Source organism: Pseudomonas sp. o96-267 (assembly GCF_003935465.1).
GTDB classification, from domain to species: Bacteria; Pseudomonadota; Gammaproteobacteria; order Pseudomonadales; family Pseudomonadaceae; genus Aquipseudomonas; species Aquipseudomonas sediminis.
This window is the reverse complement of record NZ_RHQP01000010.1, coordinates 86,594-101,295: the sequence shown is the minus strand read 5'-3', so window position 1 is coordinate 101,295 and position 14,702 is coordinate 86,594. Positions and strand designations below refer to the sequence as shown.

Sequence of the window (14,702 nt, the reverse complement as noted above, 5' to 3'; positions counted from 1 at the left end):
GTCCGCCTCCCTCATCGTTTTTTTTCCACCAAAAACATCACCTTCGGGCCCTCTGCCCTCCCCCACAACCAAATCGGCGCCCTCCCGCCCCCCGCTCCTACGCGTAAATACCAAATGGTGCTCAAATCGCCGGCAGCGACTCCATCGGCCAGCGCGCCTGCACCTTGATCGCCAGATCCTCATGCTGCCCGGCCAGCAAACGCTGGCAACCGGCATAGGCGATCATCGCGCCGTTGTCGGTGCAGAAACGCGGCCGCGCATAGAACACCTTGCCCTTCATCTCGCCCAGCATGCGCTCCAGGTGCTCACGCAATGCCTTGTTGGCACTCACGCCACCGGCGATCACCAGGCTGTTCAGCCCGCTCTGCTTCAGCGCGCGCTTGCATTTGATGGTCAGAGTCTCGACCACCGCCTGCTGGAAGGCCAGCGCGATGTCGCGACGGGCTTGGTCGAGGTCGTCACCGCTGTCGCGGCATTGCTGCCAGGTATTGAGCGCAAAGGTCTTGAGGCCGCTGAAACTGAAATCCAGGCCCGGGCGATCTGTCATCGGCCGCGGGAAGACGAAGCGCCCCGGCGTGCCCTGCTCGGCCAGCTTGGCGATTTCCGGACCGCCCGGGTAATTCAGTCCCATCAGCTTGGCAGTCTTGTCGAAGGCCTCACCGGCCGCGTCGTCCAGCGTCTCGCCGAGCAACTGGTACTGGCCGATGCCATCGACGCGCACCAACTGAGTGTGCCCACCGGAAACCAACAAAGCGACGAACGGAAAGGCCGGCGGCTGCTCTTCCAGCATCGGCGCCAGCAGGTGACCTTCCATATGGTGCACGCCGACGGCCGGCGCGCCCCAGGCAAAGGCCAGCGCCTGAGCGCAGGACGCGCCCACCAACAGCGCGCCGACCAGGCCGGGGCCTGCCGTGTAGGCCAGTGCATCGATGTCGCTGGCCTGTTTGCCCGCCTCATCCAGCACCTGGCGGATCAGCGGCAGCATGCGTTTGACGTGATCGCGCGAGGCCAATTCGGGCACTACGCCGCCGTAGACACGATGCAGGTCGATCTGGCTGAACAGGGCGTCAGCCAGCAGGCCACGCTCACTGTCATAGAGCGCGACGCCGGTTTCATCGCAGGAGGTTTCCAATCCCAGTACGAGCATGGAGCTTGAGCCTTGATTTGCCGCGTGGAACAAAGGCGCGCATGATAAGCGCCGCCCGGCGGAGCGGCCAGCGCTTTTCGATCAGAGGCCTTTGCATTCCTCGGCTCGAGGGGGTAACATCCGCAACCCTTAAAAACCGACGCAACCTGAGCCATTTGCCGGGAGCGCGTCGAACACCGGTAATTAAACGAAGGTACGACCTGGATGCCAGCCGTCAAAGTTAAAGAGAACGAACCCTTCGACGTAGCCCTGCGTCGTTTCAAGCGCTCCTGCGAAAAAGCCGGCGTACTGGCTGAAGTCCGTAGCCGCGAATTCTACGAAAAGCCGACCGCTGAGCGTAAGCGCAAAGCCGCTGCCGCTGTTAAGCGTCACGCCAAGAAAGTGCAGCGCGAGCAGCGTCGCAGCGTTCGTCTGTACTAATCCGTACAGCAACGCCCGAATGCCCGGCCCTGGCCGGGCATTGCATTTGAAAGACTCCGCCTCGCGCTTCAGCGAGTAAGCGGAGTTTTTGCTTTTCTACCAATCGTTGTCCCGCGCTCGCGCCGGGCAGTATGCTGAGCGCCTATGGCCGGCCTGATTCCGCAATCCTTCATCGATGACTTGCTCAACCGCACCGACATCATCGATGTGGTAAGTTCGCGCATCCAGCTGAAGAAGACCGGCAAGAACTACAGCGCCTGCTGTCCTTTCCACAAGGAAAAGACCCCCTCCTTCACCGTCAGCCCCGACAAGCAGTTCTACTACTGCTTCGGCTGCGGCGCCGGCGGTAACGCGCTCGGCTTCGTCATGGACCACGATCAACTGGAGTTCCCCCAGGCGATCGAGGAGCTGGCCAAACGCGCCGGTATGGATGTGCCGCGCGAAGAAAGTGGCCGCGGGCACAAACCCAGACAGCCAGTCGACTCACCGCTCTACCCGCTGCTCAATGCCGCCGCCGAGCACTATCGCCAGGCACTGAAAAGCCATCCGCAGCGCAAATACGCCGTGGATTACCTCAAGGGCCGCGGCCTGACCGGCGAAATAGCCCGCGACTTCGGTATCGGCTTCGCCCCGCCCGGCTGGGACAACCTGCTCAAGCAACTGGGCGCCGACGCCCTGCAGCAGAAAGTCATGATCGACGCCGGCCTGCTGATCGAGAACGCCGAGAACGGCAGGCGCTACGATCGCTTCCGCGACCGCATCATGTTCCCCATCCGCGACAGCCGCGGCCGGGTGATCGCCTTCGGTGGCCGCGTACTCGGCGACGACAAGCCCAAGTACCTGAACTCGCCGGAAACTCCGGTATTCCACAAGGGCCAGGAGCTCTACGGCCTGTACGAGGCACGCAAGCACAACCGCGATCTCGACGAGATCATGGTGGTCGAAGGCTACATGGACGTCATCGCCCTGGCTCAGCAGGGCCTGCGTAACGCCGTGGCAACCCTGGGCACGGCCACCAGCGAAGAACACCTCAAGCGCCTGTTCCGCATCGTGCCCAGCGTGCTGTTCTGCTTCGACGGCGACGCCGCTGGCCGCAACGCCGCCTGGCGCGCCCTGGAGTCCACGCTGTCGAGCCTGCAGGACGGCCGCCGCGCGCGCTTTCTGTTCCTCCCAGACGGCGAAGACCCGGATACCCTGGTACGCGCCGAAGGCACCGACGCCTTCCGCGCGCGCATCAACCAGCACGCGCAACCGCTGGCCGATTACTTCTTCCAGCAACTTTGCGAAGAAGCCGACCCGCGCTCACTGGAAGGCAAGGCGCACCTGGTGACCCTGGCCGCGCCGCTGATCGACAAGATCCCCGGCAACAACCTGCGCGCCCTGATGCGCCAACGCCTCAGCGAGATCACCGGCCTTTCCGGTGAAGCACTGAGCCAGGTCGCTAGCGCCCCGCGCAATCATGCGCCGAGCACCACCAGCCAGGCGCCCAGCAGCGACTACCCGGATTACGGCGACATCCCCGACAGCGCCTACTACGACAATCTGCCGGACGTCGGCGGCTACGAGCAGCCCGCCCCACCTCACCAACAGCACTACGAGCGCAACAACGAAGGCGGCAAAGGCAGCTGGAAAAAAGACGGCGGCGGCAAGTGGAACAAGAAAGGCAAAGGCGATTTCGCGCCACGTGCCCCGCGCACCGCGGTAAGCGTCGAATCACCGCACCTGATCGCCCTGCGCACGCTGCTGCACCATCCGCAGCTGGCGCAAAAAGTCGAAGATGTCAGCCATTTCGCCGACGAAGACGACACCTACGCTCAGCTTCTCGTGGCCTTGGTCGGTGCCCTGCAGAAAACGCCCAACCTGCGTTCACTGCAACTGATCGCCCGCTGGCACGGCACCGAGCAAGGCCGTCTGCTGCGGGCACTGGCGGAGAAGGAATGGCTGATCCAGGGCGACAACCTTGAACAGCAGTTTTTCGACACCATTACTACACTTGCAAACAGTCAATCGCAGAGGCGGCGTGAAAAGGCGCTCCGCAGCATCATTCATAAAAGCCCCAGCGAGCTCACCGACGAGGAAAAGACATTGCTCAGAGAGCACTACAGCCTGGCCTCCTCCTAGAGCAGCAAGTCCCCAACTGGCGCCTAAAGCCAAAACCGAGGTATAATCCTCGGCTTGTTTTCAGCCCGCCAAGACCTTCAGTGGATAGGGTGTTATGTCCGTAAAAGCGCAGCAGCAATCTCGTATCAAAGAGTTGATCACCCTGGGTCGTGAGCAGAAGTATCTGACTTACGCAGAGGTCAACGACCACTTGCCTGAGGACATTTCAGATCCTGAGCAGGTGGAAGACATCATCCGCATGATCAATGACATGGGGATCCCGGTACACGAGAGTGCTCCGGATGCAGACGCCCTGATGCTGGCCGATGCCGACACCGACGAGGCTGCAGCCGAAGAAGCCGCTGCCGCCCTCGCCGCTGTCGAGACCGATATCGGCCGCACCACTGACCCAGTGCGCATGTACATGCGTGAAATGGGCACCGTGGAACTGCTGACCCGCGAAGGCGAGATCGAAATCGCCAAACGCATCGAGGAAGGCATCCGCGAAGTCATGAGCGCCATCGCTCACTTCCCCGGCACCGTCGACGGCATCCTCGCCGAGTACACCCGCGTCACCACCGAGGGCGGTCGTCTGGCCGAAGTCCTCAGTGGCTACATCGACCCGGATGACGGCAGCGTGCCTGACGAAGCCGCCGCTCCCGTACCTGTAAAGGATGGCGCCGCCGCTGAAGAAAGCGACGACGACGAGGAAGACGGCGACAGCGACGACGAGGAAGAAGAAGGCGACGGCGGTCCGGACCCGGAAGAAGCCGCACGCCGCTTTGGTGCCGTCTCCGAGCAGCAGGACAAAGTCCAGAAAGCGCTGAAAAAGCACGGCCGTGGCAGCAAGCAGGCCACCGAAGAGCTGGCCACCCTGGCCGAGCTGTTCATGCCGATCAAGCTGGTGCCCAAGCAGTACGACGCCCTGGTCACCCAGGTGCGCGATGCTCTCGACCGTCTGCGTGCGCAAGAGCGCGCCATCATGCAGCTGTGCGTACGTGATGCGCGCATGCCGCGTGCCGACTTCCTGCGCCTGTTCCCGGGCAACGAAATCGACATGGACTGGTCCGCCGGCCTGGCCAAAGGCAAGGCGAAATACGCCGAAGCCCTGGGCAACCTGCAAGCTGACATCCAGCGCTGCCAGCAGAAACTGGCTGACCTGGAAGCCGAGTGCAGCCTGAGCCTGGCCGAGATCAAGGATATCAACCGTCGCATGTCCATCGGTGAAGCGAAAGCTCGCCGCGCCAAGAAGGAAATGGTCGAGGCGAACCTGCGTCTGGTCATCTCCATCGCCAAGAAGTACACCAACCGCGGCCTGCAATTCCTCGACCTGATCCAGGAAGGCAACATCGGCCTGATGAAGGCCGTGGACAAGTTCGAATACCGCCGCGGTTACAAGTTCTCGACCTACGCCACCTGGTGGATTCGCCAGGCGATCACCCGCTCGATCGCCGACCAGGCGCGCACCATCCGTATTCCGGTGCACATGATCGAGACCATCAACAAGCTCAACCGCATCTCCCGTCAGATGCTGCAGGAAATGGGTCGCGAGCCCACTCCGGAAGAGCTGGGTGAGCGCATGGAAATGCCTGAGGACAAGATCCGCAAGGTATTGAAGATCGCCAAAGAGCCGATCTCCATGGAAACCCCGATTGGTGACGACGAAGATTCGCACCTGGGCGACTTCATCGAGGACAGCACCATGCAGTCCCCGATCGACGTAGCCACGGTTGAAAGCCTCAAGGAAGCCACTCGCGAAGTGCTGGCCGGCCTCACTGCCCGTGAAGCCAAGGTCCTGCGCATGCGCTTCGGTATCGACATGAACACCGACCACACCCTCGAGGAAGTGGGCAAGCAGTTCGATGTCACCCGTGAGCGTATTCGTCAGATCGAAGCCAAGGCGCTGCGCAAACTGCGCCACCCGACGCGAAGCGAGCATCTGCGCTCCTTCCTCGACGAGTGATACCAGAACCCCCGGCCCAGGCCGGGGGTTTTGCTTTCTGGGCAGTGCGCCTAATCACTCGCCAGCCACAGGCAAGCACGGGCACTGCAATCAAACTGCCATCCCGGCAATAGCCGATCTACACTAGAGCGATACTGATCTCGAAACGAGGCTGCTATGCCCCGCTTGCCGGCCATTGTGCTGTTGTGCCTGGCGTATTGGATGACCCCGGCCCTAGCCCTGACACTCAACGAGGACGAGCGTACCTGGCTGGCAGCCCACCCCGAACTACGCCTGGGTGTCGATGCATCCTGGCCACCCTTCGAATTTCGTGACGAACAGGGCAACTATCACGGTCTGACCGCCAACTACGTGCGGCTGATCGAGGAGCGCCTTGGCGTCGAGCTGCAACCCGTCGAGCCCAGCAACTGGAGCGCGATACTGGAACGGGCACGCAGGGGCCAGGTCGACCTGCTTCCCGGTGTGATGTCGACACCTGAACGCCAGGAATACCTGACCTTCACCCGCCCCTACCTGGACTTCCCCATCATCATCCTGGCCCGCACTGGCGGACCACAGCCCAAGCAGCTCAAAGACCTCTACGGCCTCAAAGTCGCCGTCGTCAGCGATTACGCCCCGCACGAACTGCTGCGTCAGCAACACCCTGACCTCAACCTGCTGCCCCTGCGCAATACCGCTGCAGCGCTGCAGGCGCTGGCGACCAACGAGGCTGATGCCATGGTCGGCGACCTCGCCTCCAGCGTCTGGAGCCTACGTCAGCTCAAGCTAGACGGCCTCTATATCAGCGGCGAGACGCCCTATCGCTATCAGCTGGCAATGGCCGTACCCCGTGGGCAGACCATGTTGATCGGCATTCTCGACCGCCTCTTCGCCGAACTCAGCGCCGAAGAAATCGCCGACCTGCAGGAACCCTGGGTCGGCAGCGTGCTGGACAAACGCAACGTCTGGCACGAAACCCTGCTCTACAGCCTGCCCGCTGTGCTTGGCCTGCTGGCGATCATCGCCATCATCCTGCGCATCAACCGCCGCCTGAAACGCGAGATGCGCAACCGCGAAGCGCTGGAGCAGGAGCTGCACAACCGCGAGCAGCACTTTCGCGACATGGTCGAAAGCCTCTCGGCCATTACCTGGGAGACCGAGTCCAGCGGGCTCACCTACACCTACGTCTCGCCCCATGCGGAAAAGCTGCTGGGCTATCCCCTGCACGAATGGCTGGAGCCCGGCTTCTGGCAACGCCATCTACACCCGGACGATCACCAGCGCACCCTGCGCAACTGCCTGGAACAATGCGCAAGTGGTAACGACCATGCCCTGGAGTATCGCCTGCTCGCCGCCGACGGGCGCACGGTGTGGGTGCGCGATATCGTTACCCTGCTGCAACGCGACGAACGCCAGGTGATTCGCGGCCTGATGGTCGACATCAGCGACGCCAAGCAGACCGAGCAGGCGCTGCGCCTGTCAGAACAGAAGTTCGCTTCGGTGTTCCAGCAGTGCCCGGACATCCTGATCATCACCCGCCGTGTCGACGGCGTACTGCTGGAGGTCAACAGCACCTTCGTCGAGCAGACGGGGTTCAGCGTCGAGCAATCCATCGGCAAAACCGCCACCGAACTCGACATGTGGGGCGTGCCCGGCATCGGCCCGAGCCTGCTGCTGCGTCTGCAGGACGAAAGCCTGCGCAACCTGGAGATGCCCTTCCGCCGCGCCGACGGCAGCCTGTTTACCGGGCTGATTTCGGCCAGCCCCTTCGTGCTCGACAACACCCCCGCGCTGGTCGTGGTGGTACGCGACATCAGCCAGTTGAAGACCACCCAGCAAAAGCTGCAGATATCCGAGGAGAAGTTCGCCAAAGCCTTCCACGCGTCGCCTGACGGTCTGCTGATCACCCGCTTGCGTGACGGCCTGCTGGTAGAGGCCAACGAAGGATTCAGCCACATCACCGGCTACAGCCTCGACGAGATAGCCGAACAAAGCACCCTCAGCCTGGGCATCTGGGCCGACCCGAAAGATCGTGAACGCCTGGTGCAACGCATTCGCGAGCAAGGCAGCGTGCGCGACCTGATCGCCCCGATACGTACCAAGAGCGGCCACCTGCGCCTCTGCGAACTCTCCGCGCAGCCACTGCCCATCGGCGGCGACGAATGCCTGCTGACCATCGCCCGCGACATCACCGAACGCCAGCAGATGCAGGAAGAACTGCAACAGGCCGCCACCGTCTTCGAAAGCACTGCCGAAGGCGTGATGATCACCGACCTCGAGCAGCGCATCACCGCGGTCAACCGTGCGTTCACCCAGATCACCGGTTACAGCGAGGCCGAAGCCCTCGGCCAGCGCCCCAGTCTGCTAGCCTCCGGGCAGCACGACCAGGCCTTTTACGCCGCCATGTGGCACAGCCTGGCGGCCGACGGTCACTGGCAGGGGGAAATCTGGAACCGGCGCAAGAACGGCGAACTGTACCCCGAGTGGCTGACCATCAGCGCCGTGCGCAACAGCGATAACCAGACCACCCACTTCGTCGGTGTGTTCGCCGACATCTCCAGCCTCAAGCACGCTCAGGCACGCCTCGACCACCAGGCCCACCATGACCCGCTGACCGGCCTGCCCAACCGCCTGCTGTTCGAGAATCGCCTGCGCAGTGCGCTGGATGGCTCACGCGCCGACGATCAACTGGGCGCCGTGCTGTTTCTCGACCTCGACCGCTTCAAGCAGATCAACGACAGCCTCGGCCACCCGGTCGGCGACCAGTTGCTCAAGGCCATCGCCGCGCGCCTGAAACTGCAGCTGCGCGATATCGATACCGTGGCCCGGCTCGGCGGCGACGAATTCATCATCCTGCTGCCCGGCCTGCAACAGCCGCAGGACGCCGAACAGGTCGCGCAGAAACTGCTCGAATGCTTCGGTGCGCCGTTCCAGCTAGATAACCACGAGTTCTTCATCAGCGCCAGTATCGGCATCAGCCTCTACCCCAAGGACGGCCTCGACGTCGCCACCCTGGTGAAGAACGCCGACGCGGCCATGTACCAATCCAAGGCCAAGGGCCGTAACCGCAGCGAGTTCTATACCCGCTCGCTGACCTTCCAGGTCAACGAACGCATGGCCATGGAACAGGAACTGCGCCGCGCTCTGGAGCGCGACGAACTGTGCCTGTACTACCAACCCAAGTTCTGCCTGCGCAGCCAGAGCCTGGTCGGCGCTGAGGCATTGGTGCGCTGGCCGCACCCGGTGTTCGGCGACATCCCGCCGGATCGCTTCATTCCGGTGGCCGAAGAAAGCGGGCTGATCCTGCCGCTGGGCGACTGGGTGCTGGAACAAGCCTGCCGCCAACTGCAGGACTGGCAGGAAAGTGGCCGCGGCTTCGGCACCCTCTCGGTCAACCTCGCCGGCGCTCAGCTGCACCAGCCCAGCCTGCTACCGCGCATCAGCGCACTGCTGCAGCGCTACAACCTGGCGCCGGAGCTGCTGCAACTGGAGATCACCGAAAACTTCATCATGAACCAGGCTGGCGAAGCGCTGGACATCCTCCACCGCCTCAAACAGCTCGGCGTGCAACTGGCCATCGACGACTTCGGCACCGGTTACTCCTCGCTCAGCTACCTCAAACGCCTGCCGCTGGACGTACTGAAGATCGACCAGTCCTTCGTCCGTGGCCTGCCGGACGACCCACACGACCTGGCGATCACCCGCGCCATCATCGCCCTGGGCAACAGCATGCAACTGACCGTGATCGCCGAAGGCGTGGAAACCAAAGCCCAGGAACTCTGCCTGGCCGCCGAAGGCTGCCTGCAGATCCAGGGCTACGTGGTCAGCTGCCCGCTTTCTGCCGAGGCCTTCACCCGGAAATTTCTCCCGCCAGGTCAAGCGGTTGGCGCTGGCGAGAACGCGCCGGTATAATCCGCCGGCCTTCTGGGGGCCTATAGCTCAGTTGGTTAGAGCAGAGGACTCATAAGTGCGCCGTAAGATGGCGCAACAACGTTGTGGTTAATAGCCACCTCCCTGTGACATTGGGAGTAAAACAGCGGCTTACCGGAGGGGGAAACCCCGTAAGGGAACAGAGCATGCCGTGAAAAGGCTCTCTGCGGTGGAATCTCACCACCAATAGAGGGAGTCAGTTAGTGCAGGTCATGGTCAAGGCTGTATTGCTTGAAGCCTAGGTGAAGTGTGGGTAGCTCGGCACCGGGGTGGCACTGAGATTGACGCCACTTCCTTTGTGTGAGGGAAAACGGTTATGAGTTTCCCTCAAGTCACTACAAAGGCACTAGCGCTGGTAGCGTGAAAAACAACCGAAAGGGCGACCTAAAACCTGAGCACGTTGTTGTGTTAACTGCGGGATCACCTAAAGGGAGTAATCCCCATGGTGACGGAAGGTTCGTAGTACCTATTTGCAAGGGCCGGTAGCATAACGGTTAATGCAGCGGCCTCATAAGCCGTTGAGTGCGGGTTCGAATCCCGCCCGGCCCACCATCTTTCGAGGTGAGGGGCTGTGCCCGTCATCTATCGCCACCCACCGCATATACGACCGGTTAATCCCCGGTGAAAGGGAAGGAACCTAGGATGTAACGTTTCTAGGACGGTGAGGGTATGCGCGATGCAGAATAAAAGCTTCACCAGAATAGAGGCAATCAGGAAGGCCAACGCCGACCCGACCTATGTGAATGATCGAATCTATCGACTCATGTTCAAGGAAGACTTGTACATAGCCGCATACGAAAAGATCAAAAGCAAACCCGGCAACATGACAGCGGGTGCAGATGGTACAACCCTAGATGAATTCTCGATTAGAACAATCAAGAACATCATCGAAAAGATGGAAAACGAAAGTTTCTCATTCAGAGGTGCCAGAAGGGTTCTCATCCCCAAGGCAAACGGCAAAACCAGAGCACTATCGGTAGCGCCACCGACTGACAAGGTTGTACAAGAGGTCATGAGAATGATCTTGGAAGCCATCTTCGAGCCTACGTTCAGCTCCAACAGCCACGGGTTTAGGTCTGGAAGAAGTTGCCACACAGCTCTGAAGCAGATCCGGAAGAATTGGTCAGGAGTAACGTGGATCATCGAAGGAGACATCAAAGGCTGCTTCGACAATATCGACCACGAGAAACTAATCAGGGAACTGGCTAAGCGAATCAAGGATGAGCGATTTATTAACCTTGTAAGGAAGGCACTCAACGCGGGCTACTTCGAGGACGGGGCATTCTTCAGCGGTGAACTCGGTACGCCACAGGGAAGCATCATCTCCCCCATATTGGCGAACATCTTCCTGCATCAACTCGACCGTAAGGCTGAGGAGATCATTGAGGAACACGAGATCGGCGAAGAAGATAAGAAAGCCCTCAACCCCGAGTACAGAAAGGTCGTGAAGAGGAGAGCCTACCTCCAGAAAACTCTTGAAAAGAAAGAAGGTGTAGAGCGAGAGGCTGTCATCGCCGAAATTCGAGCGCTGAACAACCAGTCTCTAACCATGCCCCCAAATCTGATCGCGAGTAATGGATTCATCAGGGTTAAGTACGTCCGATACGCCGACGACTGGGTCATAGGGGTCAATGGGCCGAAGGAACTAGCTGAAACGATCCGAGCGGACATCGGGGCCGCCCTTTCCAACATGGGTCTCGAACTCAGTCTGGAAAAGACACACATCCGACACGCAAAGACCGAATCCGCAACATTCCTAGGAACCACCTTCAGGGTGGGCTCCGCAACACCCAAGATCATGAAGGTCAGCCGAGGGGGTAGGATATTCAAGAAGAGAGTAGCGGGGTGGACTCCCCTGATGTACGCGCCAGTCGGCGAAATCATCAAGAGACTAAACGCTAAAGGGTTTTGTGATCCTAAAGGCAACCCCACCACAATCAACAAATGGATATACCTGGACGACACACAAATCGTTGAGCAAGTTGGAGCGGTATGGAGGGGGATCTGCAACTACTACTCCTTCGTGGACGGATTCGCTAAGCTTTCGAGAATCCAGTTCATCCTCCAACACGCAGCAGCCAAGACCCTGGCGACCAAGCATCGGTCGTCGCGTAGCAAGGTCTTCTCTAAACACGGCGCAAGCCTACGATTTAGGGTCAGGAATGGGGCTGGCGAGGTGGTTAAAACGGTGAGCTTCCCGCTTGTAAAAACGTGGAAATCATCGCCAGACAGGTTTAAATCGAATGAAGTTGACATCAACTTCCTCGAACGCAACCTCAGGCTTCGAACGAGGTCTAAACTGGGATCACTATGCGTCATCTGCGGAAGTGGCGACCGTGTGGCCATGCACCACGTGAAACACATAAGGAAGTTGGGCAAAGAGGTAAAAGGGTTCAACCGCGTAATGGCAATCCTAAATAGAAAGCAAATACCGGTATGTCATGAGTGCCACCACAAGATCCACAGTGGGAAGTACGACGGCATCTCCCTTAACCAATTCGCCTTACCTCATGTGGCAGCCGCCTGATTACATCTGGAGAGCGCAGTGCTTGGAAACCTGCACGCTGCGTTCGGAGGAAGCCTGTTGGTCACCTAACTCCGGAAGGAGAAGGTACTGGTAGGCGATCCTACTCCTTTGGTCCACGGTTCGAGTCCGTGTGGGCCCACCACCTTTCAAAGCCGCGCATTGCGCGGCTTTTGTCTTTCTGTGATCAGGAGATCGGGCATTTCTCAACGCATCAACGTCCACAAATCGTCCATACAGAAAACCAAACTACCTCTTCACCTTCTTCAAGTAAGCAGTAGAAACGTATCCCTCGATCATGTACCCCTGGTGCTCGTAAGACACCAAACGCCAGGTTCGCCCCTCCTTCCCATGCACAACAACGACCGAGTCCCTGGGCAAAAGGAGTAGTACGTCTGACTTCATTCCAGGTGCTGCACGCAACCGTACATTGCTACCTGTAACCAGACGGAAGTCACCAGGCTTTCCGGCAAGCTCGGTGCGGATAAAATTCCTGACATTTGCTAACGACTCAGTTTGAGGAAGCCGGGCATTTAGGTCGGCCAAACCTTCCCGCGCGCTCTCCCAGTTCGCGATCAAAAGCAACGTTGGAAGAAACACCCACATCCAAACAATCAGAACCCACGTCGGAACGTCGACAAGAGGTCGGCTCGGAGGCGTAGGTAAAACCACCTCACCGTAAAAGCTATCCGAAATACCTAGAGCGCTTTCAACCCCAGCATCAGGCTGGGGCTGATCAGTTGGGACAGGAGTGTTCTCAACGTGATCAGTAGCCCTGGCAACAAACTCATGAACGACTTCATTGAGCGCTAAAGTGCTAGCACTCCACCATTTATCTGGAGCCAGTAAGGATGAATCAGTATCGGCCAATACCTTTGCAGCAGCGACCATGGCCTTCATCGACGTGCTCTGCTCAAACACCTTTGCAGCATCGATCGTGGCCTTCATCGATGGGCTCAGTTCGAACGCCTTTGCAGCAGCGGCAATAGCCTTCATCGACGTGCTCTGCTCAAACACCTTTGCAGCATCGATCGTGGCCTTCATCGATGGGCTAAGTTCGAACGCCTTTGCACTGGCGAAAGCTACCTTACTCAAATCACCCGCCAGGGCCGCATCACGAGGGTGGCTGGAGAACTTACCGCCTTCGACGCCGTCGTCCTGGGCACTCTTTGTTGCTTCGTCGTCATCACTCATGTCGAGCGCTCCTTGCTGCTATGTGACGGCTTTAGCCAGTGGATTCAGGTTCACCACATCAGCCAAATGCCCTGGGCTGAGGTGGGCGTATTTCTGCGTCATGGCCAGGGTGGCGTGGCCCAGGACGCGCTATAAGGTCAGGATGTCGCCGCCGTTCATCATGTAGTGACTGGCGAAGGAGCACCAGAAGAACCTGGTTCGACTGCTGAGCCTGCGCCTGGCTGAGCAGGAGGCTCCAGAGTGACTGTCCTATAGCTAGCCCCAAATGTAACGCCGCTCGTCGCCCCTATAATGTGCGTATTGTTTTACGCACGATTTAACGTATATTGATGGGGCGCGAGCCAATGTACTGTACGAAAGCACCGTAAAGCTACGCATACTGAAAACGACGAACGTACTTAAAACGAAGAACACACTGGAACTAAGACGCGAGGCAAAAGCGCATGAGTGCACTCCTAGACCGAGCTGAGCAGGCAGTGTCCGCTACAGCAATGGTTCGAGGGTTTAGCGCGAAACTGAAAGAAGTTACGAGCGGTGAAGTAACTCATTTGGTGATTTTCAAGGATAACGAGCCAGCAGCTGTACTGGTGGGTGTAGATGCCTACCAATCGTTGCAGGACGAACTAGAAGATCTTCGCGCTGAGCGTTTGGCCATTGAGCGCCTGTCCACTTTGGACGAACAGAATACAGTGAGCCTTGAGGACATGGAGGCTCGCTTCAATTAGGCAACAGCCAATGAATTGGAAGGTTCGCTTTCACCCAGATGTTGAACATGACCTCACTCAGCTAGGGAACGCTGAAGCCAAAAGAGTCCTTAAGGTGATCCGGGAACGGATCGTTGAAGGAGAACCAGACAAGATCGGCAAGCCCCTTCGCGGTGCTCTGGCCGGTCATCGTCGGATCCGGATAGGTGATGTTCGCATCGTCTATAAGATCCAAGGCAACCAGATCGTGCTGCTCCTGTGCATTGGGGCTCGACGCGACGATGAAGTATATGAGACCGCCAATAAGCGAGTCTGAACCTTGAACCCCGCTTCGGCGGGTTTTTTCATTCAACGCAGACATCGCCCCACCTAGTTCGGGGCTTTTTCGTTTCAGGACTCAGACTCCCGCGCCGCCAATAGTGGCAATCGGATATTAAGGAGTAATGCGATGGAATCCCTGGAGCTGACCCATACACCACCAACCTGGACGAGCTCTGGTCGATCCGCTGATATGAGCGTATCGGTGCTGATTCGCCTGCTAGAGGCGGCATGCTACGACCTGAAGCTGATCAAGGCCGGGCATCAGCGCACGATTGAAGACATCCTCGACGAGCAACGATCAGGTAGCGCTTGAGCATAATCCTCGACCTCTACGCCAGCTCGAGTCGGGTGGGCAGGCTCCATCGAGAGCACGACGAAAAAGAAGTGATCGAGGCCGCGAAGAACGAACCCGCCTGGCGC

General features: G+C 59.3%; 10 protein-coding genes, 1 tRNA gene and 1 pseudogene. 9 read left to right on the top strand and 3 right to left on the bottom strand.

Translation table 11 applies throughout. The features are described from left to right. Window positions 1-121: 121 nt before the first annotated feature. Window positions 122-1,147: a tRNA (adenosine(37)-N6)-threonylcarbamoyltransferase complex transferase subunit TsaD gene (gene tsaD, locus EGJ86_RS09225; protein WP_125834882.1), complete on the bottom strand. Its 1,026-nt coding sequence runs from the start codon at window positions 1,145-1,147 to the stop codon at window positions 122-124. Between the two features lie 204 nt (window positions 1,148-1,351). On the opposite strand from tsaD, the gene rpsU reads away from it, so the two are divergent. The 6 genes from rpsU (at window position 1,352) to EGJ86_RS09195 (ending at window position 12,066) form a co-directional block, all read left to right on the top strand. Continuing rightward, window positions 1,352-1,567 carry a 30S ribosomal protein S21 gene (gene rpsU / locus EGJ86_RS09220; protein WP_003290642.1) on the top strand — a complete coding sequence of 72 codons (216 nt, stop codon included), beginning with the start codon at window positions 1,352-1,354 and terminating at the stop codon, window positions 1,565-1,567. A 144-nt stretch (window positions 1,568-1,711) separates the two neighbouring features. Further along, entirely contained in the window at window positions 1,712-3,688 is a 1,977-nt protein-coding gene (gene dnaG / locus EGJ86_RS09215; protein ID WP_125834881.1) for a DNA primase, read from the top strand. Between the two features lie 94 nt (window positions 3,689-3,782). Next, a complete protein-coding gene (rpoD, locus tag EGJ86_RS09210) occupies window positions 3,783-5,630 on the top strand; it encodes an RNA polymerase sigma factor RpoD (RefSeq protein WP_106733212.1) in 1,848 nt (615 codons plus the stop codon). 156 nt (window positions 5,631-5,786) lie between these two features. Next, window positions 5,787-9,521: an EAL domain-containing protein gene (locus EGJ86_RS09205; protein WP_125834880.1), complete on the top strand. Its 3,735-nt coding sequence runs from the start codon at window positions 5,787-5,789 to the stop codon at window positions 9,519-9,521. 494 nt (window positions 9,522-10,015) lie between these two features. Beyond that, window positions 10,016-10,091 (top strand) — tRNA-Ile (locus EGJ86_RS09200). 124 nt (window positions 10,092-10,215) lie between these two features. Beyond that, window positions 10,216-12,066 (top strand): reverse transcriptase domain-containing protein, encoded by a 1,851-nt coding sequence (locus tag EGJ86_RS09195; protein WP_125834879.1) that lies wholly within the window; start codon window positions 10,216-10,218, stop codon window positions 12,064-12,066. 246 nt (window positions 12,067-12,312) lie between these two features. On the opposite strand, the gene EGJ86_RS09190 is transcribed toward EGJ86_RS09195, so the two are convergent. After that, window positions 12,313-13,257, bottom strand: coding sequence for an SH3 domain-containing protein (locus EGJ86_RS09190; protein WP_125834878.1), 945 nt, complete (start codon window positions 13,255-13,257; stop codon window positions 12,313-12,315). 18 nt (window positions 13,258-13,275) lie between these two features. Beyond that, window positions 13,276-13,437, bottom strand: a pseudogene (locus EGJ86_RS25310) (integrase); the annotation flags it as partial. Window positions 13,438-13,748: 311 nt separating this feature from the next. On the opposite strand from EGJ86_RS25310, the gene EGJ86_RS09180 reads away from it, so the two are divergent. The 3 genes from EGJ86_RS09180 (at window position 13,749) to EGJ86_RS09170 (ending at window position 14,595) form a co-directional block, all read left to right on the top strand. Further along, on the top strand, window positions 13,749-13,982 hold the full coding sequence (locus tag EGJ86_RS09180; protein WP_256672401.1) for a type II toxin-antitoxin system Phd/YefM family antitoxin: 234 nt from the start codon (window positions 13,749-13,751) through the stop codon (window positions 13,980-13,982). A 10-nt stretch (window positions 13,983-13,992) separates the two neighbouring features. Then, window positions 13,993-14,277, top strand: a complete 285-nt coding sequence (locus EGJ86_RS09175; protein WP_125834876.1) for a type II toxin-antitoxin system RelE/ParE family toxin — start codon at window positions 13,993-13,995, stop codon at window positions 14,275-14,277. 132 nt (window positions 14,278-14,409) lie between these two features. Beyond that, window positions 14,410-14,595, top strand: a complete 186-nt coding sequence (locus tag EGJ86_RS09170; RefSeq protein WP_125834875.1) for a hypothetical protein — start codon at window positions 14,410-14,412, stop codon at window positions 14,593-14,595. Window positions 14,596-14,702 lie beyond the last annotated feature (107 nt).

What these genes read in the sequence shown, in the direction of transcription:
- rpoD (WP_106733212.1), top strand. Translation starts at nt 3,783, where the DNA reads ATGTCCGTAAAAGCGCAGCAGCAATCTCGTATCAAAGAGTTGATCACC.
- EGJ86_RS09190 (WP_125834878.1), bottom strand. Translation starts at nt 13,257, where the DNA reads ATGAGTGATGACGACGAAGCAACAAAGAGTGCCCAGGACGACGGCGTC.
- rpsU (WP_003290642.1), top strand. Translation starts at nt 1,352, where the DNA reads ATGCCAGCCGTCAAAGTTAAAGAGAACGAACCCTTCGACGTAGCCCTG.
- EGJ86_RS09170 (WP_125834875.1), top strand. Translation starts at nt 14,410, where the DNA reads ATGGAATCCCTGGAGCTGACCCATACACCACCAACCTGGACGAGCTCT.
- tsaD (WP_125834882.1), bottom strand. Translation starts at nt 1,147, where the DNA reads ATGCTCGTACTGGGATTGGAAACCTCCTGCGATGAAACCGGCGTCGCG.
- dnaG (WP_125834881.1), top strand. Translation starts at nt 1,712, where the DNA reads ATGGCCGGCCTGATTCCGCAATCCTTCATCGATGACTTGCTCAACCGC.
- EGJ86_RS09175 (WP_125834876.1), top strand. Translation starts at nt 13,993, where the DNA reads ATGAATTGGAAGGTTCGCTTTCACCCAGATGTTGAACATGACCTCACT.
- EGJ86_RS09205 (WP_125834880.1), top strand. Translation starts at nt 5,787, where the DNA reads ATGCCCCGCTTGCCGGCCATTGTGCTGTTGTGCCTGGCGTATTGGATG.
- EGJ86_RS09195 (WP_125834879.1), top strand. Translation starts at nt 10,216, where the DNA reads ATGCAGAATAAAAGCTTCACCAGAATAGAGGCAATCAGGAAGGCCAAC.
- EGJ86_RS09180 (WP_256672401.1), top strand. Translation starts at nt 13,749, where the DNA reads ATGGTTCGAGGGTTTAGCGCGAAACTGAAAGAAGTTACGAGCGGTGAA.